The organism is Pseudomonas wadenswilerensis (assembly GCF_900497695.1).
Taxonomy (GTDB): Bacteria; Pseudomonadota; Gammaproteobacteria; order Pseudomonadales; family Pseudomonadaceae; genus Aquipseudomonas; species Aquipseudomonas wadenswilerensis.
In genome coordinates this window covers 459211-484941 of the sequence record NZ_UIDD01000004.1, presented here as the reverse complement: position 1 = coordinate 484941, position 25731 = coordinate 459211, and the positions used below count along the sequence as shown (strand labels likewise).

The 25731-nt window shown below is 62.9% G+C and carries 27 protein-coding genes and 1 pseudogene; 20 read left to right on the top strand and 8 right to left on the bottom strand.

Annotation, left to right across the window (positions count from 1 at the left end; genetic code table 11):
- Positions 1 to 29: 29 nt before the first annotated feature.
- Positions 30 to 2174 carry an ATP-dependent DNA helicase DinG gene (dinG, locus tag CCOS864_RS06995; RefSeq protein WP_115085653.1) on the bottom strand — a complete coding sequence of 715 codons (2145 nt, stop codon included), beginning with the start codon at positions 2172 to 2174 and terminating at the stop codon, positions 30 to 32.
- Positions 2175 to 2271: 97 nt separating this feature from the next.
- Here dinG and CCOS864_RS06990 point away from each other — a divergent pair, with 97 nt between their 5' ends.
- Entirely contained in the window at positions 2272 to 2730 is a 459-nt protein-coding gene (locus CCOS864_RS06990; protein ID WP_115085652.1) for a CopD family protein, read from the top strand.
- 70 nt (positions 2731 to 2800) lie between these two features.
- Here the strand turns inward: CCOS864_RS06990 and CCOS864_RS06985 are convergent, their stop codons facing one another.
- From CCOS864_RS06985 to CCOS864_RS06970, 4 genes are all read right to left on the bottom strand, one after another.
- Positions 2801 to 3559: a collagen-like protein gene (locus tag CCOS864_RS06985; protein ID WP_115085651.1), complete on the bottom strand. Its 759-nt coding sequence runs from the start codon at positions 3557 to 3559 to the stop codon at positions 2801 to 2803.
- The gene (locus tag CCOS864_RS06980; RefSeq protein ID WP_038999146.1) at positions 3552 to 3827 is read right to left on the bottom strand and encodes a DUF1145 domain-containing protein; all 276 of its coding nucleotides are present in this window, start codon (positions 3825 to 3827) and stop codon (positions 3552 to 3554) included. The genes CCOS864_RS06985 and CCOS864_RS06980 overlap by 8 nt, the downstream gene beginning before the upstream one ends.
- A 97-nt stretch (positions 3828 to 3924) precedes the next feature.
- Complete coding sequence (locus CCOS864_RS06975; RefSeq protein WP_115085650.1) at positions 3925 to 4644, bottom strand: PA1041 family peptidoglycan-binding anchor lipoprotein; 720 nt, start codon at positions 4642 to 4644, stop codon at positions 3925 to 3927.
- 90 nt (positions 4645 to 4734) lie between these two features.
- Positions 4735 to 5427: a PA1041 family peptidoglycan-binding anchor lipoprotein gene (locus CCOS864_RS06970; RefSeq protein WP_115085649.1), complete on the bottom strand. Its 693-nt coding sequence runs from the start codon at positions 5425 to 5427 to the stop codon at positions 4735 to 4737.
- Positions 5428 to 5587: 160 nt separating this feature from the next.
- Between CCOS864_RS06970 and CCOS864_RS06965 the strand changes: the two genes are divergently transcribed.
- From CCOS864_RS06965 to CCOS864_RS06915, 11 genes are all read left to right on the top strand, one after another.
- On the top strand, positions 5588 to 6082 hold the full coding sequence (locus CCOS864_RS06965; protein ID WP_115085648.1) for a DUF6231 family protein: 495 nt from the start codon (positions 5588 to 5590) through the stop codon (positions 6080 to 6082).
- Positions 6083 to 6086: 4 nt separating this feature from the next.
- Positions 6087 to 6563 carry a YchJ family protein gene (locus CCOS864_RS06960; protein WP_115085647.1) on the top strand — a complete coding sequence of 159 codons (477 nt, stop codon included), beginning with the start codon at positions 6087 to 6089 and terminating at the stop codon, positions 6561 to 6563.
- Positions 6564 to 6568: 5 nt separating this feature from the next.
- Positions 6569 to 7039, top strand: coding sequence for an LEA/WHy family protein (locus tag CCOS864_RS06955; protein ID WP_115085646.1), 471 nt, complete (start codon positions 6569 to 6571; stop codon positions 7037 to 7039).
- Between the two features lie 6 nt (positions 7040 to 7045).
- A complete protein-coding gene (locus CCOS864_RS06950; protein WP_010221064.1) occupies positions 7046 to 7246 on the top strand; it encodes an SEC-C metal-binding domain-containing protein in 201 nt (66 codons plus the stop codon).
- A gap of 179 nt (positions 7247 to 7425) precedes the next feature.
- On the top strand, positions 7426 to 9867 hold the full coding sequence (locus CCOS864_RS06945; protein WP_115085645.1) for a penicillin acylase family protein: 2442 nt from the start codon (positions 7426 to 7428) through the stop codon (positions 9865 to 9867).
- Between the two features lie 194 nt (positions 9868 to 10061).
- Positions 10062 to 12101: a c-type cytochrome gene (locus CCOS864_RS06940; RefSeq protein ID WP_115085644.1), complete on the top strand. Its 2040-nt coding sequence runs from the start codon at positions 10062 to 10064 to the stop codon at positions 12099 to 12101.
- 165 nt (positions 12102 to 12266) lie between these two features.
- Positions 12267 to 13049, top strand: a complete 783-nt coding sequence (locus CCOS864_RS06935) for a transporter substrate-binding domain-containing protein (protein WP_115085643.1) — start codon at positions 12267 to 12269, stop codon at positions 13047 to 13049.
- Between the two features lie 63 nt (positions 13050 to 13112).
- Positions 13113 to 13841 carry an ABC transporter permease gene (locus CCOS864_RS06930; protein WP_115085642.1) on the top strand — a complete coding sequence of 243 codons (729 nt, stop codon included), beginning with the start codon at positions 13113 to 13115 and terminating at the stop codon, positions 13839 to 13841.
- Positions 13838 to 14548, top strand: coding sequence for an ABC transporter permease (locus CCOS864_RS06925; RefSeq protein WP_115085641.1), 711 nt, complete (start codon positions 13838 to 13840; stop codon positions 14546 to 14548). Before CCOS864_RS06930 ends, CCOS864_RS06925 begins: the two co-directional genes overlap by 4 nt.
- A 7-nt stretch (positions 14549 to 14555) precedes the next feature.
- Positions 14556 to 15671, top strand: coding sequence for a succinylglutamate desuccinylase/aspartoacylase family protein (locus tag CCOS864_RS06920; RefSeq protein ID WP_115085640.1), 1116 nt, complete (start codon positions 14556 to 14558; stop codon positions 15669 to 15671).
- Between the two features lie 22 nt (positions 15672 to 15693).
- Positions 15694 to 16458 carry an ABC transporter ATP-binding protein gene (locus CCOS864_RS06915; RefSeq protein ID WP_115085639.1) on the top strand — a complete coding sequence of 255 codons (765 nt, stop codon included), beginning with the start codon at positions 15694 to 15696 and terminating at the stop codon, positions 16456 to 16458.
- A gap of 3 nt (positions 16459 to 16461) precedes the next feature.
- Here the strand turns inward: CCOS864_RS06915 and CCOS864_RS06910 are convergent, their stop codons facing one another.
- Both CCOS864_RS06910 and dcd read right to left on the bottom strand, forming a co-directional pair.
- Entirely contained in the window at positions 16462 to 16695 is a 234-nt protein-coding gene (locus tag CCOS864_RS06910; protein ID WP_115085638.1) for a hypothetical protein, read from the bottom strand.
- A gap of 99 nt (positions 16696 to 16794) precedes the next feature.
- Positions 16795 to 17361 carry a dCTP deaminase gene (dcd, locus tag CCOS864_RS06905; RefSeq protein WP_115085637.1) on the bottom strand — a complete coding sequence of 189 codons (567 nt, stop codon included), beginning with the start codon at positions 17359 to 17361 and terminating at the stop codon, positions 16795 to 16797.
- Between the two features lie 352 nt (positions 17362 to 17713).
- Here dcd and CCOS864_RS06900 point away from each other — a divergent pair, with 352 nt between their 5' ends.
- Positions 17714 to 17923 (top strand): cold-shock protein, encoded by a 210-nt coding sequence (locus tag CCOS864_RS06900; RefSeq protein ID WP_010221054.1) that lies wholly within the window; start codon positions 17714 to 17716, stop codon positions 17921 to 17923.
- 162 nt (positions 17924 to 18085) lie between these two features.
- On the opposite strand, the gene apbC is transcribed toward CCOS864_RS06900, so the two are convergent.
- Positions 18086 to 19180 carry an iron-sulfur cluster carrier protein ApbC gene (gene apbC / locus CCOS864_RS06895; RefSeq protein ID WP_115085636.1) on the bottom strand — a complete coding sequence of 365 codons (1095 nt, stop codon included), beginning with the start codon at positions 19178 to 19180 and terminating at the stop codon, positions 18086 to 18088.
- A gap of 156 nt (positions 19181 to 19336) precedes the next feature.
- Between apbC and metG the strand changes: the two genes are divergently transcribed.
- The 7 genes and pseudogenes from metG (at position 19337) to nth (ending at position 25640) form a co-directional block, all read left to right on the top strand.
- Complete coding sequence (metG, locus tag CCOS864_RS06890; protein WP_115085635.1) at positions 19337 to 21376, top strand: methionine--tRNA ligase; 2040 nt, start codon at positions 19337 to 19339, stop codon at positions 21374 to 21376.
- 90 nt (positions 21377 to 21466) lie between these two features.
- Positions 21467 to 22048: an Rnf-Nqr domain containing protein gene (locus CCOS864_RS06885; protein WP_115085634.1), complete on the top strand. Its 582-nt coding sequence runs from the start codon at positions 21467 to 21469 to the stop codon at positions 22046 to 22048.
- Positions 22045 to 22881, top strand: a pseudogene (rsxB, locus tag CCOS864_RS06880) (electron transport complex subunit RsxB); the annotation flags it as partial. The gene CCOS864_RS06885 and the pseudogene rsxB, both read left to right, overlap by 4 nt.
- A gap of 4 nt (positions 22882 to 22885) precedes the next feature.
- Positions 22886 to 23866: an RnfABCDGE type electron transport complex subunit D gene (locus tag CCOS864_RS06875; protein WP_115085632.1), complete on the top strand. Its 981-nt coding sequence runs from the start codon at positions 22886 to 22888 to the stop codon at positions 23864 to 23866.
- A complete protein-coding gene (locus CCOS864_RS06870; protein WP_115085631.1) occupies positions 23863 to 24480 on the top strand; it encodes an RnfABCDGE type electron transport complex subunit G in 618 nt (205 codons plus the stop codon). Before CCOS864_RS06875 ends, CCOS864_RS06870 begins: the two co-directional genes overlap by 4 nt.
- Entirely contained in the window at positions 24473 to 24997 is a 525-nt protein-coding gene (locus CCOS864_RS06865; RefSeq protein ID WP_115085630.1) for an Rnf-Nqr domain containing protein, read from the top strand. The genes CCOS864_RS06870 and CCOS864_RS06865 overlap by 8 nt, the downstream gene beginning before the upstream one ends.
- Positions 24998 to 25001: 4 nt before the next feature.
- Complete coding sequence (gene nth, locus CCOS864_RS06860) at positions 25002 to 25640, top strand: endonuclease III (protein WP_115085629.1); 639 nt, start codon at positions 25002 to 25004, stop codon at positions 25638 to 25640.
- Positions 25641 to 25731 lie beyond the last annotated feature (91 nt).

The following is a 25731-nucleotide window of genomic DNA, read 5'->3' as shown; positions in this document are numbered from 1 at the left end:
ACAACGCCCGGAGCATTGCGCTCCGGGTTTCAGGAAATTTCTCTGCGAAACGGTGGCAACGCATTGAGAATAGCCTTGCCGTAGCGCTGGGTGACCACGCGCCGATCAAGCAGGGTGATGGTGCCGCGATCCTCTTCGGTGCGCAGCAGGCGCCCGCAGGCCTGGATCAGCCGCAGCGAGGCATCCGGCACGGCAATCTCCATGAACGGATTGCCGCCTCGGGCCTCGATCCATTCGGCCAGGGCGGCCTCGACCGGATCATCCGGCACGGCGAATGGGATCTTGGCAATTACCACGTGCTCGCAATAGGCACCCGGCAGGTCGACGCCTTCGGCGAAACTGGCCAGGCCGAACAGCACGCTGGAATCACCGCCATCGACCCGCGCCTTGTGCTTGTTGAGGGTTTCCTGCTTGGACAGGTTGCCCTGGATGAACACCTGCTTGCGCCAGTCGCGATCCAGGCCGTCGAACACGTCCTGCATCTGCTTGCGCGAGGAAAACAGCACCAGCGAACCGCGCGAACCTTCCACCAGCTCCGGCAGGTCGCGGATGATCGCCGCCGTGTGGGCGGCGGCATCACGCGGGTCTGCGCGCAGGTCCGGCACTCGCAACACACCGGCATCGACGTGATGGAACGGGCTCGGCACGACGCTGGTGACCGCAGTTTTTGGTAGCCCGGCACGCATGCGGAAGCGATCGAACTTGCCCAGCGCAGTCAGGGTGGCCGAAGTCACCAGGGCGCCGTGGGCGACGTTCCACAAGTTGCGCCGGAGCATTTCGGCGGCGAGGATCGGGCTGGCATTGACCTCGATATCGAACAAGGCGCCGCTTTCGGCCAGGGTCAGCCAGCGGGCCATGGGCGGGCTGTCTTCCGGGTCTTCGGCAGTGAAAGCGGTCCACAGCTCCCAGTTGCCCTGGGCGCGCATCAACAGGCTGCCGAACAGCGGGTACCATTCTTCGGCCTGATGGCTGGCAATACCGATGTTGACCTCGCCATCCATGCCTTCCTTGAGCAGCTCGGTCAGACGGGTGAACAAGTCGTTCAGTCGCGAGAAGCCCTTCTTCAGCTCGATGCCCATCTCGCGCATGTGCTCGGGCACCACGCCGCCTTCGAAGCGATGGCGGGGCCGCTCGCGGCCTTCCGTGTCTTCGCCTGGGCGGAAATCGGCGACCTGTTCACAGGCGCTGAACATGAACTGCTGCTGGGCCTTGATCTCCCGGGCCAGTTCCGGCACCTGCTCGATCAGCTTGCCCAGGTCACCCGGCAGCGGGTGCTGGGCGAGTAGTTTGGTCAGGTTCTTGGCGGTCTGCTCGAGCCAGTCGGCGGTCGAGCGCAGCCGGGTGTAATGGGCGAAGTGGCCGATGGCCTTGTCGGGCAGGTGGTGGCCTTCGTCGAACACATAAATGGTGTCGCGCGGGTCCGGCAGCACGGCGCCACCACCCAGGGCCAGGTCGGCCAGGACCATGTCATGGTTGGTAACGATCACGTCGACCTTGCCCATGCCTTCACGGGCCTTGTAGAAGGTGCATTGGCCGAAGTTCGGACAATGGCGCCCGGTGCACTGGCTGTGGTCGGTGGTCAGGCGCGCCCAGTCCTGGTCTTCCAGGGCCTGGGGCCAGCTGTCCCGGTCGCCATCCCAGCGGTTGCCGGCAAGTTTCTCGATCATGCTGGTGAACAGCTTCTGGCTGGCCTCATCGACCTCGATCCTGAAGCCTTCTTCTTCGAACAGCTGAGCGGTAGCCGATTGTGCCTGGCCTTCCTGCAACAGCACGTCGAGTTTCGACAGGCACAGGTAGCGGCCCCGACCCTTGGCCAGGGCGAAGCTGAAGTTCAGGCCACTGTTGCGCATCAGGTCGGGCAGGTCCTTGAAGACGATCTGCTCCTGCAGGGCAACCGTGGCGGTGGCGATCACCAGGCGCTTGCCGGCCGCCTTGGCCGCCGGGATCGAGGCCAGGCTGTAGGCAACCGTCTTGCCGGTACCGGTACCGGCCTCGACTGCGACCACGGCCGGCTCACCGACGCGCCGACCTTCGTCGTCGCAGTCGATATCGCCAAGCACCTTGGCCACTTCGGCAATCATCAGGCGCTGGCCATAGCGGGGCTTGAGGCTCTTGGCTTCGAGAAAACGCGAATAGGCGCCCTGAATCGTGGTTTTGAGTTCGTTGCTGATCATGGTTTCGGGGCGCCCGAAGGGCTGGATAAATTTTCAGTGTTTCGATTGGGTCGCTATCATACCCCGCTATTGCCCTTTGCGCCGAATGGAGATCCCGATGCCCGTCTTTGCCCTGTCTTATAGCCTGCATGTTCTGGCCGCCCTGGTGTGGGTAGGCGGGATGTTCTTCGCCTGGCTGGTCCTGCGCCCGGCGGCGGTTGCAGCCCTGGACGGTCCCGCTCGCCTGCGCCTTTGGGTGGAAGTGTTTCAGCGTTTTTTCGTGTGGGTGTGGATGGCAATTGCGCTGTTGGCGATCAGCGGTATGCTCATGATCAACACGCGTTTTGCCAGCTTCGAAACGACACCGCGCCATGTCCAGGTGATGATCGGCGGCGGCATCGCGATGTTCGCCCTGTTCTTTCGTATCCAGTCGTTGCTGTACCCGGAGTTGCGCAAGGCGGTGCAGGCCGAAGACTGGCCTGCGGGCGCGGCGGCAATGGCGAAGATTCGGCGGATGGTCGGGATCAACCTGATGCTGGGGATTGCGGTGGTGCTGTCGGGTGGGGTGTTGTGGTGAATTGAAGGCCGGGGGGCTGCTACGCAGCCCATCGCCGGCAAGGCCGGCTCCCACAGGGTCGGCGTATTTTTTACAGGCGCTGCAAAATCAACTCCCCTGCCGCCCCGACCGAGCCCGGCTGACCCGCTGCCCCAGGCTTACCGGCAGCGCCGCCCGCAGTGCTGTAAACCAGACAACCCTTGCTCGCGCCACCAGCACCCGGCTTGCCCGCTGCCCCTGCGACGCCTGGCGCACCACCCTCTAGCTGCACCACTATGTGCTCGGCGGGGAAACCTGCCGGTAGCGCCAGCCGTACCCGGCCACCAGGCGCGCCATCATGGCCATTGCCACCGTTGTCGCCATTAGCCCCGCGGCTGGCCTGGCCCCAGGTACAGCCACCGGGCTTGCCGTTGGCGCCATCGAGGCCGACGTACCCCGGAGCACCGGCTCCACCACGGGCATCAATTGCCAAAGTCGACGCCTGCAGCTCATGCAACTGCAACTCCAGGTTGCGTCCGGCCTTTGCCGCCTTTTCATACGTACCCGGCGCACCATGGGCGACAATCTGGCTGCCCTCGCCCAAACTGGCCCGGCTCACTTCGATCTGCAGGGTGGTCTCTGCCGGCACGATGGCAATCCGCGCCTCTTGGCCCAGGTGCAACTCATCGACCTTGAGATCGACCAGGCTGGCGGGCAACAACAGGGTGGCGGAATCAGCAACGTCCAGGCGCTGCAAGTGCACGACGCTGGACTTGTTTGGCAAGCGCAGCACCGAGTGGGCGGCCACGCTGATGGCATCGGCCAGGGCCAGGGGGCTGAACAACGCGGCCAGAATGATCAATTTACGCATGAGCAGCTTCCTTGCGGGGTGCCGGAATTGAAAGAACATGAAAAATACCGACCAGCAGGATCTGCAAGCGATCGAACCAACGGTGGCTGCGCTCGCGCAAGCAACCATTGAACATCAACACTTCCAGCAGGTGCAGGCCAAGCAGGGCAGCACCGGCGGCATTGATCAGCAGGTGGAAGGGGTGCTCCAGCGGGATCAGCAGATTCACCAGTACCACCCACCAGAACACCACGGTAAGGGCCTTGGCCAACCCCAGTAAGCCTTGCATAGGCGCCCCCTGTTGTTATTTTTCACAGGCGATGCCAGGTACGCTGGCATCGCCTGCAACAGTAACGGCTGACACAGCCCTTGTGCCAGCGCTTCGATCAATTAAGGTGCAGCTCCACCCTGCGGTTCTGCGCGCGGCCGGCATCGGTCGAGTTGTCGGCGATCGGCTGGCTTTCGCCACGGCCCTGGCTGGTGACTTTCGACGGCGCCAGGCCCTGACTGATCAGATACTCGGCAACGCTACTCGCACGCCGCTCGGAGAGTGCCTGGTTGTAGGCATCGGAACCCTGACTGTCGGTATGGCCGATGACCTTGACGCTGACGACGTTGGCGCCATTGAGCTTGCCGGTCAGCGCCTGCAGCTGTTGATGGGCCGCGCTGGTCAGTTCCGCTGAGTCGTAGGCGAACATCACGGCGCCCTGATCGTTGAGGGTGATCACTTCTGAAGTAGCCGCAGGTTCCGCCGCTTTCTGACTGGTCGGGTACTGCGGCAGCGGGCAACCGGTGTGGCTGACCGGAGTGTTGGCCGGTGTATCGGGGCAACGGTCGCGACGGTCGAACACGCCGTCTTCATCTTTGTCACCGTCCTGGGCATAACAGATCAGGCCGCCGGCAATTGCACCGGCGGCACCGGCGCCGGCTGCCCAGGCGGAGCTTTCGATGGCGCCCAGGCCACCACCGACCAGGCCGCCCAGCAGACTGCAGATAGGCCAGGTCCTTTGATTGAGTGGGGCGCTGCCATCGCTGTGGGTCGCGCAACCGGAGAGCAGGCTTGCGGCCATAAGGACCGGCAGCGCAGCCTTGGAGAGAACACTCATGAGAATTGCTCCTGTGTCACCGGCCTCTACCGGTCACACAGGAGTAAAGACCGGCCTGCGGTACTTCTCAAGCCGCAGGCCGCTGGCGCTTCAGCGCTCGATGCGAATTTCCGTACGACGGTTCTGCGCCCGGCCATCGGCAGTGGCATTGTCGGCCACCGGCTGGGTTTCACCCGCGCCCTGTACCGAAACGAAACTGCTGCGTGGCACACCGCTCTCGATCAGGTACTCGGTGACCGAATGGGCGCGGCGTTCCGAGAGCTTCTGGTTGTAGGCATCGGAGCCTTTGCTGTCGGTATGGCCGGTGACGCTCAAGCGCGCGCTCGCCGCTTCGTTTTTCAGGCGCGTGGCAATGGTATTGAGGCGTTCCTTGTCGGCCGCGGTCAGCTTGGCCGAATCGAATTCGAAGTGAACATCACGGATGACAATGACCTCTTCCTTGACCACGGCCACTTCTTCAACCACGGCCACCGGCTCTGGTGGGCAGCCGTTGGCATCGACCTGCACGCCACGCGGTGTGCCCGGGCACTTGTCGCGGCTGTCTGGCACGCCATCGCCATCTTCGTCGCCATCACCATGGGCCCAGCAGTAGCCCGCCGCCAGGCCACCGCCCAGCAACGCGCCCCAGCCTGCCCAGCTGGAACTTTCGATGGCGCCCAAGGCTGCGCCGCCTACGCCCCCGACGGCAGCACACTTCGGCCAGTCGGTTTTTTGCAAACCTGCACAACCAGTCAACACGCTGGTTAGCAGAACCAGAGGTAATGCTGTGCGTACTATGCTCATTTTGATGCATCTCCTAGGGGGAATCGGTGCAAAACCGATGCTCTGGGAGTAAAGACCGCCTCATTGATATCCGCCAGCAATAGGCCATGATGCGACGGCGCAGCACTATGCCAAGTGACGCCAGACCGTTAATCTTGACGCATCTGACCGAGGATTCCCGATGATGGACGGCTTTTCCCAACGCACTCCGCAACAGGCCCTCGCCGCCCTGCTCGATCGCCACGTACCGCAACGCCTGCTATTGATAGGTGAGCGATTTCCGGCCCTGGAGGCTTTCGCCCTGGCCCATCCCGAGGTGCACATCGACGTCGCCAGCCCCGGCCCGCTACCTGTGGAGCTGGCAGCGCAACGCTTCGACCTGGCGCTGCTGGTCGATTGCCTGGAGCACCTGCCCAAACGCGATGGCCTGCAGTTGCTCGGCGGCATCCGCAACCTCAATACCAGCCGCGTGGCGGTGCTGGCCGACTTGAGCGCCTGCGGCTGGCAGGAGACCGACTTTTTTGCCCTGGCATTGCAGGTCAGCGAAAAATTCAAGCGGGATGCGCAGGTTCTGAACCTGTTCACCTATGATCTACGTGAATACAAACAGGTCCCGGACTGGCTCAACGCCAAGTTCTGGGCCAACCCGGAAAATTTTGGCAAGTACTGGTGGTGAAGCAATGAGTATCTCGGTTTGTCCCTGCGGTAGCGGCGATCTGCTTGATACCTGTTGCGGGCATTATCACGCAGGGCTTCCCGCCCCCGACGCACAGACCCTGATGCGTTCGCGCTACAGCGCCTACGTGCTGGGGCTGGTCGACTACCTGGTGACCACCACCCTGCCGGTGCAGCAGGCAGGGCTCGATCGCGAGGCGATCAAGGCCTGGAGCCAGCAAAGCACCTGGCTGGGCCTTGAGGTGGAAAGCGCCGAGGTGTTCGGTGGCAAGCCTGAACATGCGTTCGTGACCTTCACCGCCCGCTGGCACGACAACGACGGCGAGCATTGCCACCGCGAACGCTCGGCTTTCGTGCAGAACCAGGGCTGCTGGTACTTCATCGACCCCACGGTTGGCCTCAAGGCCACGCGCAACGATCCCTGCCCGTGCAACAGCGGGCAGAAATTCAAGAAGTGCTGCTCCAGTTACCTGGGTAGCTGAGCCTGATGGCCCGCCTGTTGCTGATCGGCGTTTTGCTACTGCAACTGGCGGGTTGCGCCAGCTGGCTGGACGCTGACTATCAGGACCCGCAGGTCCATCTGCTCAAGGTCGAACCGCTGAAGATGCGCCTGCTGCAACAGGAGTTCGTGCTCCATGTGCAGGTCGACAACCCCAATGACAGCCGTCTGTTCATCCGTTACCTGAGCTACAAGGTGCTGATCAACGACCTGCCGCTGACCGAAGGCGAAGCCAGCCTGTGGCGCAGCGTCGGCCCTCACGCGCGGCGCACCTTCAAGATTGCGGTGCGCACCAACCTCTGGCAGCAGGTCAAACCCCTGGCAAAACTGCTCAAGGGCGCCGAGGGTCCATTGCGCTATCGCCTGGAAGGTGAGCTCAGCAGCGGATTATTCTTCGCTCGCGACCTGCACTTGTCGCGCAGTGGTGAGATAATTCCCGGCGATCTTATTCCGGAGTAACCCAAGATGACCCAGCAACCCCATGTCCATGGCCCTGACTGCAACCACGATCATGATCACCACGACCATGACCATGGCCATGTACACGGCCCGCACTGCAACCACGGCCACCAGGAGCCGGTGCGCAACGCCCTGAAGGACGTTGGCCGCAACGATCCGTGCCCATGCGGCAGCAGCAAGAAGTTCAAGAAGTGCCACGGGGCCTGATCGCGGCCCCATAGCAGTGGTCGCCGCTTGTGTCCTGCGCAGGCGCGACCGCTAGCCCCACCCTTTCAGGCTTGACGTCACGTCAGCTACTGAAAATAAAGGCTGCGCCCCGCTTGCATGGCGTGATCGCGCTCACTAACGTAGCGCCTTTTACCGCCACGCCCTGCAGGAGCCTGAACATGGCCGCGCCAGCCCTTCCCCCTTTTACCCCCCGGTTCGGCGTAGCCGCTGCGTTGCTCGGGCTGCTCAGCCTGGGTGGCTGCCAGATGGCCGGCCAGCGTGACAGCGTGCTGCCCAGTACCGGCGTGCAGCCGCTCAAGGGCCTGGCGCAGAATGTTTCGGTACGCCGCAACGCCATGGGCATGCCGCTGATCGAATCGAGCAACTTCCACGACGCACTGTTCGCCCTGGGTTACGTCCACGCCGGTGACCGTATCGGCCAGATGGTCGGCATGCGCCTGCTGGCTCAAGGTCGCCTGGCGGAAATGGCCGGCGCCGATGTGCTGGAAGTCGACCGCCTGATGCGCGCGGCCAACCTCAAGGCCAGCGCCAACCAGCTGTACGCCGATGCCTCGCCACGCCTCAAGCGTTTCTTCGAGGTGTATGCCCGCGGGGTCAACGCTTATATGTTCCGCTACCGCGACAAGCTGCCGGCGCCACTGGCGCAGAGTGGCTACCGCCCGGAATACTGGAAGCCCGAGGACTCGGCGCTGATCTTCTGCCTGTACAACTTCAGCCAGTCGGTCAACCTGCAGGAAGAACTCGCCGCCCTGGGCCTGGCGCAAAAAGTCGGCACCGACAAGCTGGCCTGGCTGTTGCCAAGCTACCCTGACGAGCCCCTGGCCCTGGCCGAAACCGACAAGCTCAAAGGCCTGAACCTGAACACCCAGCTGGCGGGCCTGGCGCCACTGACGGCGGTCAGCGAACAATTGGCCGCGCTCAACCTGCTCGGCACGGCCGGCTCCAGCAACTGGGCGATTGCCCCGCAGCGCAGCCGCAGCGGCAAGAGCCTGATGGCCAGCGACAACCTCGGTGCCTGGGCCATGAGCCCGGTGCAGATCCGTTCGCCCAAGTACCAGGCCGCGGGCGTGTCGATTGCCGGCCTGCCGCTGGTGCTCTCCGGCTACAACGGCAAGCTGGCCTGGAGCGCCAGTGCGGTGATGGCCGACAACCAGGACCTGTTCCTGGAAAAACTGCGCAAGGAAGGCAGCCGCCTGATGTACCAGGCCGACGGCAAATGGCTGCCGGCCCAGGCACGCAACGAGACCTTCTTCATCAAGGGCCAGCGCCCGCTGCGTGAAACCCTGTACGACACCCGCCACGGCACCCTGCTCGGCCAACCGCAGAATGCCAGCCTGGGCCTGGCCCTGCGCATGCCTGAGCTCAAGGGCGACCAGAGCCTGGACGCCTTCTTCAACCTGTCGCGGGCGCAGAATGTCGAGCGCGCCTTCGACAACACCCGCGAGATTGGCGCTGCGGCGCTGAACTTCGTGTTTGCCGACGCCAGCAATATCGGCTGGCAGGTCAGCGGGCGCTTCCCCAACCGCCGCGAAGGCCAGGGCCTGCTGCCGTCGCCGGGCTGGGACGGACGCTACGACTGGGACGGTTACGCCGACCCGATGCTCCACCCCTATGACCAGGACCCGCCCCAGGGCTGGATCGGCAATGCCAACCAGCGCAGCGTGCCCAAGGGCTATGGTATGCAGCTGTCCAACAGCTGGTACTACCCCGAGCGCGCCGAGCGCCTGGCGCAACTGGCCGGCAACGGCAAGCACGACAGCCGCAGCCTGATGCTGATGCAAAACGACCAGACCACGCTGTTTGCCGACAAGCTGAAAAAGATGTTCCAAGCCCCCGGCATGGCCCAACCGCTGAAACAGGCGATCGACGCCCTGCCTGCCGAGCAACGGACCAAGGCCCGCGAGGCCTACACCCGCTTGATGGCCTTCGATGGTCGGCTGAGTACCACTTCGGCAGATGCCGCCCTGTACCAACTGTTCCTGCAGGAAAGCGCCAAGCTGACCTTCCTCGACGAGCTCGGCCCTGAATCCAGCCCGAGCTGGCAGGCCTTCGTCGGCAACGCCCGGCTGTCGTACTCGGCCCAGGCCGACCACTTGCTCGGTCGCGAAGACAGCCCGTTCTGGGACGATCAGAAAACCGCGCAAAAAGAAGACAAGCCGGCCATTCTCGCCCGCAGCCTGGCAGCAGCAATCACTGCCGGCGAAGCGCAACTGGGCAATAATCAGCGCACCTGGCAATGGGGCAAGCTGCACCAGTACCGCTGGCCGGCGCCGACTTTCCATGGACTGGGTGACGCGGTCAGTCGCGGCCCGCTGGCCACGGGCGGCGACCACAGCACCTTGAACCTTGCGCCCTATGCCTGGGGCAAGGACTTCAACGCGCAATTGGCACCGTCACTGCGCATGGTGGTGGACTTCGGCCAGATTGAACCGCTGCAACTGCAAAGCAGCAGCGGCCAGTCCGGCAACCCGGCCAGCCCGCACTTTGCCGATGCTCTGGATGCCTGGTTCAAGGGCCGCTACATGAGCCTGCCGCTGCAACCACAAAACTTCGACCGCGCCTACGGCAACAAGCGCCTGACCCTGGTGCCGGGCAGGTAAAACCGCGCAATCCGCATGCGCAGCCGGTGCAATGCCGGCTGCGCTGATCCATATCAACAGCCCCCGCCGGCAAATCCCTTACAACGAAACTGAGGCAAGTTTCGTTACCCGCCTCTGCCTGATGAACCATAAAAACGATTGCAGCCCTGCGCCCAGGGGACCACCCCAGGCCAGGTGACTAAAGGAATAATGCAATGGCATCTGCCTTCTCCCGTCTGGCCCTGGTGGCCACGACCGTGTTCTCGTTCTCCGTCCTCGCCAGCGAGCCGTCCCCGGCAGCGGCGGCCGACAGCGAACTGCTTGCCCGAGGCAAATACATCGCCCAGCTCGGCGACTGCATTGCCTGCCACACCGCCCCGCAAGCACCGGAAATGGCCGGTGGCCTGCAACTGAAAACGCCGATGGGTACCATCTACTCCAGCAACATCACCCCCGACCCGGACACCGGCATCGGCCGCTACAGCTTCGAGCAGTTCGACAAGGCCATGCGCGAAGGCGTGACTCCGGACGGCACCAACCTCTACCCGGCAATGCCCTACCCGTCCTACGCGAAAATGAGCGAAGCGGACATGCGCGCCCTGTACGCCTATCTGATGCAGGGCGTGACGCCGATCAGCCAGTCCAACCAGGAAGCGGACATGAGCTGGCCGTTCAACATGCGCTGGGGCCTGTCGCTGTGGAACTTCGCCTTCGTCGACAGCGAGCCCTTCGAGCCCGATCCCGCCAAGGACGAAGTGCTCAATCGGGGTGCCTACCTGGTGCAGGGCCTGGGCCATTGTGGTGCCTGCCATACCCCGCGCGGCATCGCCTTCCAGGAAAAGGCCATGAGCGACGCCGGCCGCAGCGGCAAGCACTTCCTCGCCGGTGAAACCGTGGAGCATTGGCAGGCCCTGAGCCTGCGCAACCTGTGGACGGTGCAAGACACCGTGCAATTGCTCAAGACCGGGCAGAACCGCTTTGCCACGGTGTCGGGCAACATGGCCGACGTCATTCATCACAGTACCCAGCACTTCAGCGACGGCGACCTGGTGGCCATCGCCAGCTACCTGAAATCGCTGCCGCCGGGCAAGGATGACCTGCCGATGCCGGATATTCCGCTGGCCGCAGCCGTCGCCCCGGATGACCTGTTCAGCAGCCGCGGCGGCCTGGGCTACACCCAGTTCTGCAGCGATTGCCACCGCCCCGACGGGCGTGGGGTCCCGGGCCTGTTCCCGCCGTTGGCCGGCAACCCGAGCATCGCCTCGGCCAACCCGACCTCCTTGCTGCACATCACCCTCACCGGCTGGGAGACCGCGCAAACCGCCACCCATTCGCGGATCTACACCATGCCGGGCTTCGCCCGCCTGGCCGATGAAGAAATCGCCGAAATCCTGAGTTTCGTGCGTAGCCGCTGGGGCAACGACAGCTCGCCGATCACCGCCAAACAGGTGAAAACCCTGCGTGGCCAGCTCAACCCGCAGACCACCGACTCAACGGCGTTTGAAACCCCGCGCCTGGCCAACCTGCTCGCCGCAGCCAACGCCGACCAGGTGATCCGTGGCATGCGCCTGCACTTGCAGACCCGCGAGTTGCTGCCGGACAACGTTGGCAACGCGCTGAACTGCACCAGTTGCCACCTCAACGCCGGTACCGTGGCCGACGGCTCGCCGTTTGTCGGCGTTTCGGCGTTCTTCCCCAGCTACGCACCCCGGGCGGGCAAGGAAGTCACCCTTGAAGAGCGCATCAATGGCTGCTTCCGTCGTTCGATGAACGGCAAGCCGCTGCCGCCGCAATCAGCGGACATGCAGGCGATGGTGGCCTATTTCGACTGGATGAAAATGAACACCCAGCCGGGCGACAAAGTGGCCGGGCGCGGGGTCGGCAAGATCGATACCGCGATCAAGCCGGACCTGGACAACGGCAAGCAGGTGTATGCCGAACAATGTGCGGTGTGCCATGGCAGCAATGGCGAGGGCCTGGCCCGTGAAGACGGCAGCCTGGTGTACCCGCCGCTGTGGGGCGATCAGTCGTTCAACATCGGCGCCGGTATGGCCCGCACCTATACCGCCGCAGCGTTCGTCAAACGCAACATGCCGATCGGCTTCCACGAGAAGTTCCCGCTGGGCCAGGGTGGCTTGAGTGATCAGGAAGCGGTGGATGTCGCAGCCTGGTTCTCGCAGCAGCCACGGCCGGACTTCCCGGACAAGGTCAAGGATTGGCCTAACGGTGGCAAGCCGGTGGATGCGCGCTACTGAGGCTATTCAGGGCCGCGCTGCGGTCCATCGCTGGCAAGGCCAGCTCCCACAGAATGTGGGCGCTGGCCTGGAATATGGTGTGAAACTTGCTATCACTGTGTTGTCTGGCATCGACCGGTAACGGCTTTGTGCCACCCCAACACTTTGCGAATCCAAGGACACACAATGAAAAAAGCATGGCTGACGCTTTCCGCACTCGCGTTGTGTCTGGCTGCGGGGAATACCCTGGCCAAGGAATACAAGGAGCTGCGCTTTGGCGTCGATCCGTCTTATGCACCGTTCGAATCGAAAGCCGCCGACGGTACTCTGGTGGGCTTCGATATCGACCTGGGCAATGCCATCTGCGCTGAGCTCAAGGTCAAGTGCAAGTGGGTGGAAAGCGACTTCGACGGCATGATTCCGGGGCTCAAGGCCAATAAGTTCGATGGCGTGATCTCGTCGATGACCGTTACCCCGGCGCGCGAGAAAGTCATCGACTTCTCCAATGAACTGTTCTCCGGCCCCACCGCCCTGGTATTCAAGAAAGGCTCGGGCCTGACTGCCGACCCGGCCTCGCTCAAAGGCAAGACCGTCGGCTATGAGCAAGGCACCATCCAGGAAGCCTATGCCAAGGCAGTGCTGGATAAAGCCGGAGTCAAGACCCAGGCCTACCAGAACCAGGACCAGGTCTACGCCGACCTGACCTCCGGACGCCTGGATGCCTCGATCCAGGACATGCTCCAGGCTGAACTGGGCTTCCTCAAATCGCCAAAAGGCGTCGACTACGAAGTCAGCCAGCCGGTCGAAAGCGAATTGCTGCCGTCCAAGACCGCCATCGGTATCAAAAAAGGTAACACTGAGCTCAAGGCGCTCCTGGATAAAGGTATCAAAGCGTTACACGACGATGGCACCTACGCCACGATCCAGAAAAAACACTTCGGTGACCTGAACCTCTACAGCGGCAAATAACCATTGGGGGAACCGGTAACGCCGGTTCCCCCATGATCGTGTCTACTGGCATAGGTTCGTTTCATGTTCGAAGACCTGCTGCAGTTCCTGGGGCTCTCGGCATTCAGCTTGAAGGGCTTTGGCCCCTTGCTGCTGCAGGGCACCTGGATGACCATCAAATTATCCATCATGTCGCTGCTGGTCAGCGTTGGCCTGGGCCTGCTCGGCGCCAGCGCCAAGCTCTCGCCGGTGCGCCCGCTGCGCCTGATCGCCCAGGCCTACACCACGCTGATTCGCGGGGTGCCGGACCTGGTACTGATGCTGCTGATTTTCTACAGCCTGCAAACCTGGCTGACGACCCTGACCGATACCATGGAATGGGAATACATCGAAATCGACCCGTTTGCCGCCGGGGTCATCACCCTCGGTTTCATCTACGGCGCCTATTTCACCGAAACCTTCCGCGGCGCCATCCTCGCCGTGCCCCGTGGCCAGGTCGAAGCAGCAACCGCCTACGGCCTCAAGCGCCTGCAACGCTTTCGCTTCGTGGTCTTCCCGCAAATGATGCGCTTCGCCCTGCCGGGCATCGGCAACAACTGGATGGTGATGCTCAAGGCCACCGCCCTGGTGTCGATCATCGGCCTGGCCGACCTGGTCAAGGCCGCCCAGGATGCCGGCAAAAGCAGCTACCAGCTGTTCTACTTCCTGGTGGTCGCGGCCTTCATCTACCTGTTGATCACCAGTGCCTCGAACGTGGGCCTGCGCTGGCTGGAACGGCGCTATAACGTCGGCACCCGGGAGGCCATCCGATGATCGAACTCCTGCAGGAATACTGGCGCGACTTCCTCTACACCGACGGCACCCACATCACCGGCCTGGCCATGACCATGTGGTTGCTGACCGCGTCGCTGGCCATCGGTTTCGTGGTCTCGATCCCGCTGTCGATTGCGAGGGTTTCGCCGCGCTTCTGGATTCGCTGGCCGGTGCAGTTCTACACCTACCTGTTCCGCGGCACGCCGTTGTATATCCAGTTGCTGATCTGCTACACCGGGATCTACAGCCTGGAAGCGGTACGCGCCCAGCCAATGCTCGACAGCTTTTTTCGCGATGCGATGAATTGCACCATCCTCGCCTTCGCCCTCAACACCTGCGCCTACACCACGGAGATTTTCGCCGGGGCGATCCGCAGCATGAACCACGGTGAAGTCGAGGCCGCCAAGGCCTACGGCCTGCGCGGCTGGAAACTTTATGCTTATATCATCATGCCGTCGGCGCTGCGCCGTTCGCTGCCGTACTACAGCAACGAGGTGATCCTGATGCTGCATTCCACCACGGTGGCCTTCACCGCCACCGTGCCGGACATCCTCAAGGTCGCCCGCGACGCCAACTCGGCCACGTTTCTGACATTCCAGTCGTTTGGCATTGCCGCCGTGATCTACCTGTGCGTGACTTTTGCCCTGGTAGGGCTGTTCCGCCTCGCCGAACGTCGCTGGCTGGCTTTTCTAGGACCGACTCACTAGGACTGATATGCATCACTCGACTCACGACATTCTGGCACCGGTGCCCGGCATTGCCCGCCAGATCCACAGCTTCCACTTCGGCCCGCGTGACGCCGGCAAAATCTACATCCAGGCTTCGCTGCATGCCGACGAACTGCCCGGCATGCTGGTGGCCTGGCACCTCAAGCAACGCCTGGGTGAACTGGAGGCCCAGGGCCGGTTGCGCCGCGAGATCGTGCTGGTGCCGATCGCCAATCCGGTGGGCCTGGAGCAGGTGCTGATGGATGTGCCGCTGGGCCGTTACGAACTGCAAAGCGGCGAGAACTTCAACCGCCACTTCGTCGACCTGAGCGACCAGATCGGCGACCAGATCGCCGATCACCTGAACCAGGACCCGCAGCACAACATCGCCCTGATCCGCGAAAGCCTGCGCCGCGCCCTGGATGCCCATGCCGCCCACACCCCCCTGCAATCCCAGCGTCTGACCCTGCAGCGCCTGGCCTGCGATGCCGAGATGGTGCTCGACCTGCACTGCGACTTCGAAGCCGTAGCGCACCTGTACACCACCCCGGAAGCCTGGCCCCAGGTCGAGCCGCTGTCACGCTACCTCGGGGCCCAGGCCAGCCTGCTGGCCACCGATTCGGGTGGCCAGTCCTTCGATGAGTGCTTCACCCTGGTCTGGTGGCAATTGCAGCAGCGCTTCGGCAAGCAGTTCCCGATCCCCCAGGGCAGCTTCTCGGTGACCGTCGAGTTGCGTGGCCAGGGCGATGTCAGCCATCCGCTGGCCGAACAGGACTGTGCGGCAATCCTCGATTACCTGACCCGTTACGGCGCCATCGACGGCGAACCGGCCGCCCTGCCCGCCCTGAGCTACCCGGCAACGCCGTTGGCCGGTGTGGAGCCGGTGGCAACTGCGCTGGGCGGCTTGCTGGTATTCCACGTCAAACCGGGCCAGTACCTGCAGGCCAATGAACTGATCGCCGAAGTCATCGACCCGTTGACCGACCGGGTAACCCCGGTGCGCAACACCCAGCCCGGCCTGCTCTATGCCCGCTCGCTGCGGCGCATGGCCACCGCCGGCATGGTCATCGCTCACGTGGCCGGTAACCAGGCCTACCGCAGCGGCTACCTGTTGTCGCCTTGAATCTCACCTTTAGAGCCTGCGCATGTACAAACTGACCATCGAAGACCTGCACAAACGCTACGGCGAGCACCATGTGCTCAAGGGCGTTTCGCTCAAAGCGAAGACCGGCGACGTGATCTGCCTGATCGGCGCCAGCGGCTCGGGCAAGAGTACCTTCCTGCGTTGCATCAACTTCCTCGAGCAACCCAACGAAGGCAGCATGACCCTCGACGGCAAGCCGGTGCACATGACCCAGGACCATCATGGCCTGCATGTCACCGACCCGGACGAACTGCAGCGCCTGCGCACACGCCTGGCCATGGTGTTCCAGCACTTCAACCTGTGGAGCCACCTGAGCGTGCTGGACAACATTGCCATGGCGCCGCGGCGGGTGTTGGGGGTGAGCAAGCACGAAGCCGAAGAACGCGCCCGGCGCTACCTGGACAAGGTCGGCCTGGCGCCACGGGTGGCGGATCAGTACCCGGCATTCCTCTCCGGCGGCCAGCAACAACGGGTGGCGATCGCCCGGGCACTGGCGATGGAACCTGAAGTCATGCTGTTCGATGAGCCGACCTCGGCCCTCGACCCGGAGCTGGTCGGCGAAGTGCTGCGGGTGATTCAGGGGCTGGCCGAAGAAGGCCGGACCATGATCATGGTTACCCACGAAATGGCCTTCGCTCGCAAAGTGGCGAGCCAGGTGATGTTCCTCCACCAGGGCCTGGTGGAGGAACAAGGGCCGCCGGAAGAGGTGCTGGGCAATCCGAAGAGCGAACGCCTGCGTCAGTTCTTGAGCGGCAACCTCAAGTAGGGCTCAGGCGACGGGTGCCGGCGGTGGCTCGTCCGGCAAGGTCGGCTCACCGGGTTCCATCGGCGGATTATCGCCTGGTTGCGGCGAGTCCGGAGTGTCTGGATCAGGCTGACCGGGCACGCCGCCCGCCTGCACGCTATGCGGGTGCGGATGAGCCAGCAACGACCAGGCCAACACCCCAACGCTGTTGGGTTGCAGCACGGCCAGCTTGGCACTGATGGTCGGGTCGAGTTTCATGGGCTGCTCCTGGTTGACGTCCGCCTGGCGTGGTGCCGGACGGAACGGTTCAACTCTTTGGAGTCTGCCGGCGGCGAGGAATTCCCTCGTTTTGTCGCCTCAGGTGCGTGGCAGGGTGACGCCGCGCTGGCCCTGGTACTTGCCGCCACGGTCCTTATAGGACACTTCGCATTCTTCATCGGATTCGAGGAAGAGCATCTGCGCCACGCCTTCGTTGGCGTAGATCTTTGCCGGCAGTGTGGTGGTGTTGGAGAACTCCAGGGTCACGTGACCTTCCCACTCAGGCTCGAGCGGGGTGACGTTGACGATGATGCCGCAACGGGCATAGGTGCTCTTGCCCAGGCAGATGGTCAGCACGTTACGCGGGATACGGAAGTATTCGACGGTACGGGCCAGGGCGAACGAGTTCGGCGGGATGATGCAGACGTCGCTCTTGACGTCGACGAAGCTGCCGGCGTCGAAATTCTTCGGATCGACGGTCGCCGAGTTGATGTTGGTGAACACCTTGAACTCGTCGGCGCAGCGCACGTCGTAGCCGTAGCTGGAGACGCCGAAGGAGATCAGCCGATTATCGCTCTCACCGCGCATCTGGCGCTCGACGAACGGCTCGATCATGCCGTGCTCCTGCGCCATGCGGCGAATCCACTTGTCCGATTTGATGCTCATGGCGGGGGTGTCCTGAAATTGCGTGGTGAAAAAATTCTGTGCGGCATCTTACCGGGCCCGGCGCCGGGTTCAAAGTTCCATGCTGCATCAACCGTCGGATCCACGTATGACGGGGCCTGCACGGGGGCCCCAGGCACCGTCAGTCATGAATTATGAGAAAGCATCACAAGACCATTGGCACGTTCTGGAAAAAGGGTTAAGGTGACGCCACTGTGCTGCACGTGTCACTGAGAATATCTACCTGATGCAAGATTTCGATCAACCCATCTTCATGAATTTTCTGCCTCTTTGCACTCAGTCTCGGCCAGGGCGTTTCCTGAGTCGTAGTTAACTTTGTCCAAGGAGACAGACCATGTCCAATCGCCAAACCGGTACCGTTAAGTGGTTCAACGATGAAAAAGGCTTCGGCTTCATCACCCCACAATCCGGTGACGACCTGTTCGTACACTTCAAAGCCATCAAGGCTGACGGCTTCAAGAGCCTGAAAGAAGGCCAAGCGGTCTCTTTCATCGCTACCCGCGGTCAGAAAGGCATGCAGGCTGAAGAAGTAGAAGTTATCTAACTTCCGCTTTACAGCTTGAAGAAAGCCCCGCCCTTAACAGGTGGGGCTTTTTTTATGCCCTGATTTTAGGCTGCCTGGTGGCCCATCGCTGGCAAGCCAGCTCCCACAAGGTCCAGTGCATGCAGAACCTGTGGGAGCTGGCTTGCCAGCGATAGCATCACCTCAATCTTCGCTGATAGTGATATTCGGCATCGCCGGTGCCGCCGCTTCCTGCAACACGATCCGCGCCCCCACCTGGCGGGCCAGCTCCTGGTAAACCATGGCAATCTGGCTTTCCGGCTCGGCAATCGCCGTCGGCTTGCCGCTGTCGGCCTGCTCACGGATCAGCATCGACAAAGGCAACGATGCCAACAGCTCGACACCGTACTGGGCCGCCAGCTTCTCGCCACCGCCTTCGCCGAACAGATGCTCGGCATGGCCGCAGTTCGAGCAGATGTGCACGGCCATGTTCTCGACCACACCCAGCACCGGAATGTTGACCTTGCGGAACATCTCCACGCCCTTCTTGGCATCGAGCAACGCCAGGTCCTGCGGCGTGGTGACGATGACCGAACCGGCCACCGGGACTTTCTGCGCCAGGGTCAGCTGGATGTCGCCAGTGCCCGGCGGCATGTCGATCACCAGGTAGTCGAGGTCGTCCCAGGCGGTCTGGGTTACCAGCTGCAGCAGTGCCCCGGAGACCATCGGCCCGCGCCAGACCATCGGCGTGTTGTCGTCGGTCAGAAACGCCATGGACATGACCTCGACACCATGGGCCTTGAGCGGCACGAACCACTTCTGCTCGCGGATCTGCGGCCGTGTACCTTCGGCGATACCGAACATCACGCCCTGGCTCGGGCCATAGATGTCGGCATCGAGAATCCCCACCCGCGCACCTTCACGGGCCAGGGCCAGGGCCAGGTTGGCGGCGGTGGTCGACTTGCCGACACCGCCCTTGCCCGAGGCTACGGCGATGATGTTCTTGACGTTGGCCAGGCCCGGAATCTGCGCCTGGGCCTTGTGCGCGGCGATGACACAGTTGATCTCGACCCGCGCCGAGGCAACCCCGTCGATACCTTCGACGGCCGTTTGCAGAACTTGCGCCCAACCGTTCTTGAACAGGTCGGCGGCATAGCCCAGTTGCAGTTGCACGCTGACGCGATCGCCCTGGATATCGATGGCCTGGACACAGCCGGCGCTGACCGGGTCCTGGTTCAGGTAAGGGTCGGTGTACTGGCGAAGAACGGCTTCGACGGCTGCGCGAGTGACGGCACTCATGGAGACTCCCGTGATAAAGACTGAGCAAAACAGACCACTATGCTAACCCGCCATACATCCTCAGATACGTCCATGGGGTGAAATATATTTCCCGGCGTTTTATAGTGGCCGATCACCGTTTCATCTCAAGTAGCCGAAAAAAGTAGCCGAGCCCCCATGTCCGAGCCACGTCAGATTCTCGTCACCAGCGCCCTGCCCTATGCCAATGGTTCCATTCACCTTGGCCATATGCTCGAGTACATCCAGACAGACATGTGGGTGCGCTTCCAGAAGCTTCGCGGCAACCAGTGCATTTATGTCTGCGCTGACGACGCCCACGGTTCGGCCATCATGCTGCGCGCCGAGAAGGAAGGCATCACTCCTGAACAGCTGATTGCCGCCGTCCAGGCCGAGCACAGCGGGGATTTCGCCGATTTCCTGGTCGATTTCGACAACTTCCACTCGACCCACGCCGAAGAAAACCGCGAGCTGTCGAGCCAGATCTATCTCAAGCTGCGTGACGCCGGGCACATTGCCACCCGTTCGATCACCCAGTACTTCGACCCGGACAAGAAAATGTTCCTGGCCGACCGCTTCATCAAGGGCACCTGCCCCAAGTGCGCCGCTGAAGACCAGTACGGCGACAATTGCGAAAAATGCGGCGCCACCTATGCGCCGACCGAGCTGAAGAACCCCAAGTCGGCGATCTCCGGCGCCACCCCGGTGCTCAAGGACTCGCAGCACTTCTTCTTCAAGCTGCCCGACTTCCAGGCCATGCTCCAGCAGTGGACCCGCAGCGGCACACTGCAGGACGCGGTTGCCAACAAGATCGCCGAATGGCTGGATGCCGGCCTGCAGGAATGGGATATCTCCCGTGACGCGCCGTACTTCGGCTTCGAGATCCCCGACGAGCCGGGCAAGTACTTCTACGTCTGGCTGGACGCACCGATCGGCTACATGGCCAGCTTCAAGAACCTCTGCGCACGCCGCCCGGAGCTGGACTTCGATGCGTTCTGGAACAAGGACTCGAAAGCCGAGCTGTACCACTTCATCGGCAAGGACATCGTCAACTTCCACGCCCTGTTCTGGCCAGCCATGCTCGAAGGCGCCGGCTACCGCAAGCCGACCGGCATCAACGTGCACGGCTACCTGACCGTCAACGGCTCGAAGATGTCCAAGTCGCGCGGCACCTTCATCAAGGCCCGCACCTACCTGGATCACCTGGCGCCGGAATACCTGCGCTACTACTACGCCTCCAAGCTGGGCCGCGGCGTCGACGACCTCGACCTGAACCTGGAAGACTTCATCCAGAAGGTCAACTCCGACCTGGTTGGCAAGGTGGTCAACATTGCCAGCCGTTGCGCCGGCTTCATCCACAAGGGCAACGACGGCGTAATGGTTGACGGCGACGCCGCGCCTGAGCTGACCGAAGCTTTCCTCGCCGCCGCGCCGGGCATTGCCGAAGCCTACGAAGGCCGCGACTTCGCCCGGGCCATGCGCGAAATCATGGGCCTGGCCGACCGCGCCAACGCCTGGATTGCCGACAAGGCGCCATGGTCGCTGGCCAAGCAGGAAGGCAAGCAGGACGAAGTCCAGGCGATCTGCGCCCAGGGCATCAACCTGTTCCGCCAGCTGGTGATCTTCCTCAAGCCGGTGCTGCCAGTGCTGGCCACCGACGCCGAGGCGTTCCTCAACGTCGCCCCGCTGACCTGGGCCGACCATCAGACCCGCCTGAGCAACCACCAGCTCAACCCGTTCAAGGCGCTGATGAGCCGTATCGACCCGGCCAAGGTCGAAGCCATGACCGCTGCCTCCAAGGAAGACCTGGCGGCCAGCCAGACCAGCGTTGTCACCGGCAATGGTGAACTGACCAAGGACCCGCTGTCGGCCGAGATCGACTTCGACACCTTCGCCGCCGTCGACCTGCGGGTTGCCCTGATCCTCAAGGCCGAAGCCGTGGAAGGCGCCGACAAGCTGTTGCGCCTGACCCTGGATATCGGCGACGAGCAGCGCAACGTGTTCTCCGGCATCAAGTCGGCCTACCCGGACCCGGCCAAGCTCGAAGGTCGCCTGACCATGATGATCGCCAACCTCAAGCCACGCAAAATGCGTTTCGGCGTCTCCGAAGGCATGGTCATGGCCGCCGGCCCTGGCGGCGAAGAGATCTACCTGCTCAGCCCTGACAGCGGCGCCAAGCCGGGCCAACGCATCAAGTAAGGCTCTCGCCCCGGCTGATTGCGGCCGGGGCGTTCTCATCCTCGCGTCATTGCCGGATAATGGCGGACAGCCTCAGCATTCGGCCCCCTCATGAGCGAATTCTTCCTGGCCCTGGTCAGCGCCGCGCTGATCAACAACCTGGTCCTGCACCAGGGGCTGGCCATCGACCCACTGCCACGCAGCAGTACCGATCAGTATCGGCGTCAGGTGCATGCGCTGGGGCTGGCGACTTTGCTGTTGCTGGTTTTGACCGTCGGGATCGGGCAACTGATTTATCGCGTGGCGTTGTTGCCCCTGGCGCTTGAGTACCTGCGCCTGTTCGTGTTCCTGGCGCTGAGCGTGCTGCTGATCTCGCCACTGCTCAAACTGCTGACACACCTGCTACCGGCCCTGCCGTTCGATGACCTGCTGCCACTGATGCTGGCCAACATGGCACTGCTAGGCTTGAGCCTGCAGGTCAGTGAAGGCGGCTATGGCATCGCGCAAACCCTGGGCTGGAGCCTGGGGGGCGGCCTGGGTTTCTGGCTGGCTCTGAGCCTGTTCGCCGACCTGCGCCAGCGCAGCGACAACGACGACATCCCCATGGCTTTTCGCGGCCTGCCGATCGAGCTGATCGGCGCCGGCGTAATGGCCATGGCGTTTCTCGGTTTCAACGGATTATTCAACCCATGAGCCTGATTCAACGCATCGACGCCCTGCTGCCGCAGACCCAATGCGGCAAATGTGGCCACCCGGGTTGCCGGCCTTACGCCGAAGGCCTGGCGGCGGGCGAAGCGATCAACAAATGCCCGCCTGGGGGCCGCGAAACCATCGCCGCCCTGGCCCGGCTACTGGATGTGCCGGTGATCGAACTTGATCACGAGCGCGGCCATGCACCGGCGCAGGTCGCCTATATTCGCGAAGCCGAATGCATTGGCTGCACCAAATGCATCCAGGCCTGCCCGGTGGACGCCATCATCGGCGCGGCCAAGCTGATGCACACCGTGATCAGCGCCGAATGCACGGGCTGCGACCTGTGCGTGGCGCCCTGCCCGGTTGACTGCATTGACCTGCTACCGCTCACCGCCAGCAGCAACGTCGTGCCAATTGTCGGCGGCCTGGCCCGGGACGCCGAAGCGCTTGCAGCCCGCGGCCACAAGCGCAACCATGCCCGGCGGCGCTTTGAGCAGCGCAACCAGCGCCTGCAGCGCGAAGAAGCACGCAAGCAGGCCGAACGCCTGGCTCGCAGCCAGCGTGCGGCCAACGCCACCGTCGCCACCTCGAGCGCGGTTGTCGACGACCCGATCAAGGCCGCCATCGAACGCGTCAAGGTGCAAAAGGCCGCTGCCGCCGATGCCGCCCTCAAGCAGGCGAAAATCGCCGCTGCCATGAGCCGGGCGCAACTGAACAAGGCCAGGGCTGCCTTTGGCGATGTACCTAGCGAGGCCCAGCAAGCACAACTGGCAGAACTTGAGAGCGAAGCGCAACTGGCCCAGACACGCCTGCAAGCGCTACAACCGGCAGCCGGCGATGGCCGCGGCTGATAACCGCGAGCGCCTGCGCAGCACCATGGCCCTGGTGCTGCTGGCCTGTGCGCCAGGGTTGCTGACCTTATTGTGGCTGCACGGCTGGGGGCTGCTGCTGAATCTGCTGCTGTGCGTCAGTGCCGCGTTGGCAAGCGAAGCGATGCTACTGAAACTGCAACAACGGCCGAGCCTGCCCGCACTGAACGACGGCAGCGCCCTGGTCACTGCCGTCCTGCTGACGGCAGCACTGCCCGTCTACGCCCCCTGGTGGCTGCCAATGATTGCCGCCAGCAGCGCCATTGCCCTGGGCAAACAACTCTACGGCGGTGTCGGCAAGAATCTGTTCAACCCGGCAATGGTTGGCTATGCGCTGGTGTTGTTGGCGTTTCCACAGCATATGACCCAGTGGCCGGTCACTCAGGTGCTTGGACTGACAGACACGCTGCAGCAGGTATTCGGCCTTGGTTCCGGCAGCCAGCCGGATGCCTGGGCGCAAGCCACGGTACTGGACGGCCTGCGCAACAACCGCAGCCTGACCATGGATGAGCTGTTCGCCAGTCATCCGGGCTTCGGGCGCTTGGGTGGCCGGGGCAGCGAAGCGGTCAACCTGGCCTTTTTGCTCGGCGGCCTGCTGCTGTTGCAGCGCAAGGTCATCAGCTGGCACGCCCCGGTCGGCCTGCTGGCCAGCCTGATGCTGATCAGCCTGGTGTGCTGGAACGGCTCGGGCTCGGACTCCAACGGCTCGCCGCTGCTGCATCTGCTGTCCGGCTCTACCATGCTGGCTGCGTTTTTCATCGTCACCGAGCCGATATCAGGGCCGAAAAGCCCAAGGGCCAAGCTGCTGTTTGGCATCGGCGCGGGCTTGCTCATCTACCTGATCCGGACCTGGGGCAGCTATCCCGACGGCGCCGCGTTCGCGGTATTGTTGATGAATCTATGCGTTCCGACGCTGGAGCGCTGGGCAGAGCGTGGGCAGACGCAATGAACACCTCATCGATACGCACCGCGCTGCTGTTATTGACGCTTATCGTGCTGGCCGTAGGCGGCACGGTACTCTGGCAGCAGTTCACCGCCCCGCGCATCACTGAAGCCGAGCAACAGCTCAAAGCCCAGCGCTGGCTGAGCGTGCTGCCAGAACAGCATTACGACAACCAGCCGCTGCAACACCCCCTGCGCCTGGGGGCCGCCACCCTGGATCACAGCCGCCTGCTCGCAGGCTATCTGGCGACCCTGAAGGGCCAGCCCCGCGCGGTCGTGCTGCATAGTCAAACCCAGGGCTACGGCGGCCCGCTCGACCTGCTGATTGCCATTGACGAGGGCGGTCGCCTGATCGGCGTCAAGGTGTTGCAGCAACAGGAAACCCCAGGCCTGGGCGGCAAGCTGGTTGAGCCCGGCAACACCTGGCTGCAGGGTTTTGTCGGCAGCAGCCGGCAAAGCATTGCCGATACAGCCTGGGCGCTCAAGCGAGATAGCGGCCAGTTCGATCAACTGGCCGGCGCTACCGTCACCTCACGCGCGGTCATTCAGGCTACCCACGATGCCCTGCGCTATTTCGACGAGCACCGTCAGCAGCTACTCGCTGGAGGCGCCGATGAATAGACCATGGCTCGCCGCCGTAAGCCTGGCACCCTTGCTGGGAGCTACCCAGACATTGCTGCAGGCCAGTGCCATTGCGCTGTGCAGCCTGCTGGTCATCGGCCTGCACCGGCTGTGCATGACACCGCTGCGCAAGGTGCTGGACGGTAGCGCCAAGCTGTTCGCCAGCGTACTGCTGGCAGCCTTGCTGGTCACCTGCCTGGAACTGGGCCTGCGCGCCTGGGCCCTGCCGCTGTCGCTGGCACTGGCCCCCTATCCGGCATTGATCGCCGTACAATGCCTGCTGTTCGAGTTTGCCCTGGGTAACAATGCCCGCTGGCGTACTGCTGCGATGACGTTGGCAGGATTCGCCTCGCTGTGCATTGCCATGGGGCTCACGCGACAGTTGCTGGGCGAATTTGCCAATCTGCGCCTGGCCAGCCTGTTGCCGGGTGCGCTAATGCTTCTGGGCCTGTTACTGGCCTTGTATAACCGGGTTCGCCAGAGGCGGGCCCCTTCACGTCGTCAAGGAAAGCTTTGACCCCATGAATGCCGCCAAACGCCTGGAAATCTTTCGCAGGCTGCACGAAGACAACCCCGAGCCGAAAACCGAGCTGGCCTACACCAATCCTTTCGAACTGCTGATTGCGGTAATCCTCTCGGCCCAGGCCACCGATGTCAGCGTGAACAAGGCCACGGCCAAACTGTATCCGGTCGCCAATACCCCGGAAGCGATCTACGCCCTGGGCGTTGAAGGCCTGTCCGAATACATCAAGACCATCGGCCTGTACAACAGCAAGGCGAAAAACGTCATCGAAACCTGTCGCCTGCTGGTCGAGCAGCATGGCAGCCAGGTGCCGGAAACCCGTGAAGCGCTGGAAGCCCTGCCCGGAGTTGGCCGCAAGACCGCCAACGTGGTGCTGAACACCGCGTTTCGGCAAATGGCCATGGCCGTCGACACGCATATCTTCCGGGTCAGCAACCGCACCGGCATAGCCCCGGGCAAGACTGTTCTGGAGGTCGAAAAGGCCTTGATGAAGTTCGTGCCCAAGGCTTACCTGCTGGACGCTCACCACTGGCTGATCCTGCATGGCCGCTATGTGTGCCAGGCACGCAAGCCCCGCTGTGGAAGTTGCCGCATCGAAGATTTGTGCGAGTACAAGCAGAAAACCTCGGACGATTGAGCGGATAGTGAAAACACTGCCCAGTCGATTGAAAAAATCTTTTTTACCCGCTCAGAAATTCTCGCTATAAGGTGCGCCAATGGCCCTCTTG

Excerpts from the sequence above, each read along its gene's own strand:
- dinG (WP_115085653.1), bottom strand. The coding sequence starts at position 2,174 with ATGATCAGCAACGAACTCAAAACCACGATTCAGGGCGCCTATTCGCGT.
- CCOS864_RS06990 (WP_115085652.1), top strand. The coding sequence starts at position 2,272 with ATGCCCGTCTTTGCCCTGTCTTATAGCCTGCATGTTCTGGCCGCCCTG.
- CCOS864_RS06985 (WP_115085651.1), bottom strand. The coding sequence starts at position 3,559 with ATGCGTAAATTGATCATTCTGGCCGCGTTGTTCAGCCCCCTGGCCCTG.
- CCOS864_RS06980 (WP_038999146.1), bottom strand. The coding sequence starts at position 3,827 with ATGCAAGGCTTACTGGGGTTGGCCAAGGCCCTTACCGTGGTGTTCTGG.
- CCOS864_RS06975 (WP_115085650.1), bottom strand. The coding sequence starts at position 4,644 with ATGAGTGTTCTCTCCAAGGCTGCGCTGCCGGTCCTTATGGCCGCAAGC.
- CCOS864_RS06970 (WP_115085649.1), bottom strand. The coding sequence starts at position 5,427 with ATGAGCATAGTACGCACAGCATTACCTCTGGTTCTGCTAACCAGCGTG.
- CCOS864_RS06965 (WP_115085648.1), top strand. The coding sequence starts at position 5,588 with ATGATGGACGGCTTTTCCCAACGCACTCCGCAACAGGCCCTCGCCGCC.
- CCOS864_RS06960 (WP_115085647.1), top strand. The coding sequence starts at position 6,087 with ATGAGTATCTCGGTTTGTCCCTGCGGTAGCGGCGATCTGCTTGATACC.
- CCOS864_RS06955 (WP_115085646.1), top strand. The coding sequence starts at position 6,569 with ATGGCCCGCCTGTTGCTGATCGGCGTTTTGCTACTGCAACTGGCGGGT.
- CCOS864_RS06950 (WP_010221064.1), top strand. The coding sequence starts at position 7,046 with ATGACCCAGCAACCCCATGTCCATGGCCCTGACTGCAACCACGATCAT.
- CCOS864_RS06945 (WP_115085645.1), top strand. The coding sequence starts at position 7,426 with ATGGCCGCGCCAGCCCTTCCCCCTTTTACCCCCCGGTTCGGCGTAGCC.
- CCOS864_RS06940 (WP_115085644.1), top strand. The coding sequence starts at position 10,062 with ATGGCATCTGCCTTCTCCCGTCTGGCCCTGGTGGCCACGACCGTGTTC.
- CCOS864_RS06935 (WP_115085643.1), top strand. The coding sequence starts at position 12,267 with ATGAAAAAAGCATGGCTGACGCTTTCCGCACTCGCGTTGTGTCTGGCT.
- CCOS864_RS06930 (WP_115085642.1), top strand. The coding sequence starts at position 13,113 with ATGTTCGAAGACCTGCTGCAGTTCCTGGGGCTCTCGGCATTCAGCTTG.
- CCOS864_RS06925 (WP_115085641.1), top strand. The coding sequence starts at position 13,838 with ATGATCGAACTCCTGCAGGAATACTGGCGCGACTTCCTCTACACCGAC.
- CCOS864_RS06920 (WP_115085640.1), top strand. The coding sequence starts at position 14,556 with ATGCATCACTCGACTCACGACATTCTGGCACCGGTGCCCGGCATTGCC.
- CCOS864_RS06915 (WP_115085639.1), top strand. The coding sequence starts at position 15,694 with ATGTACAAACTGACCATCGAAGACCTGCACAAACGCTACGGCGAGCAC.
- CCOS864_RS06910 (WP_115085638.1), bottom strand. The coding sequence starts at position 16,695 with ATGAAACTCGACCCGACCATCAGTGCCAAGCTGGCCGTGCTGCAACCC.
- dcd (WP_115085637.1), bottom strand. The coding sequence starts at position 17,361 with ATGAGCATCAAATCGGACAAGTGGATTCGCCGCATGGCGCAGGAGCAC.
- CCOS864_RS06900 (WP_010221054.1), top strand. The coding sequence starts at position 17,714 with ATGTCCAATCGCCAAACCGGTACCGTTAAGTGGTTCAACGATGAAAAA.
- apbC (WP_115085636.1), bottom strand. The coding sequence starts at position 19,180 with ATGAGTGCCGTCACTCGCGCAGCCGTCGAAGCCGTTCTTCGCCAGTAC.
- metG (WP_115085635.1), top strand. The coding sequence starts at position 19,337 with ATGTCCGAGCCACGTCAGATTCTCGTCACCAGCGCCCTGCCCTATGCC.
- CCOS864_RS06885 (WP_115085634.1), top strand. The coding sequence starts at position 21,467 with ATGAGCGAATTCTTCCTGGCCCTGGTCAGCGCCGCGCTGATCAACAAC.
- CCOS864_RS06875 (WP_115085632.1), top strand. The coding sequence starts at position 22,886 with ATGGCCGCGGCTGATAACCGCGAGCGCCTGCGCAGCACCATGGCCCTG.
- CCOS864_RS06870 (WP_115085631.1), top strand. The coding sequence starts at position 23,863 with ATGAACACCTCATCGATACGCACCGCGCTGCTGTTATTGACGCTTATC.
- CCOS864_RS06865 (WP_115085630.1), top strand. The coding sequence starts at position 24,473 with ATGAATAGACCATGGCTCGCCGCCGTAAGCCTGGCACCCTTGCTGGGA.
- nth (WP_115085629.1), top strand. The coding sequence starts at position 25,002 with ATGAATGCCGCCAAACGCCTGGAAATCTTTCGCAGGCTGCACGAAGAC.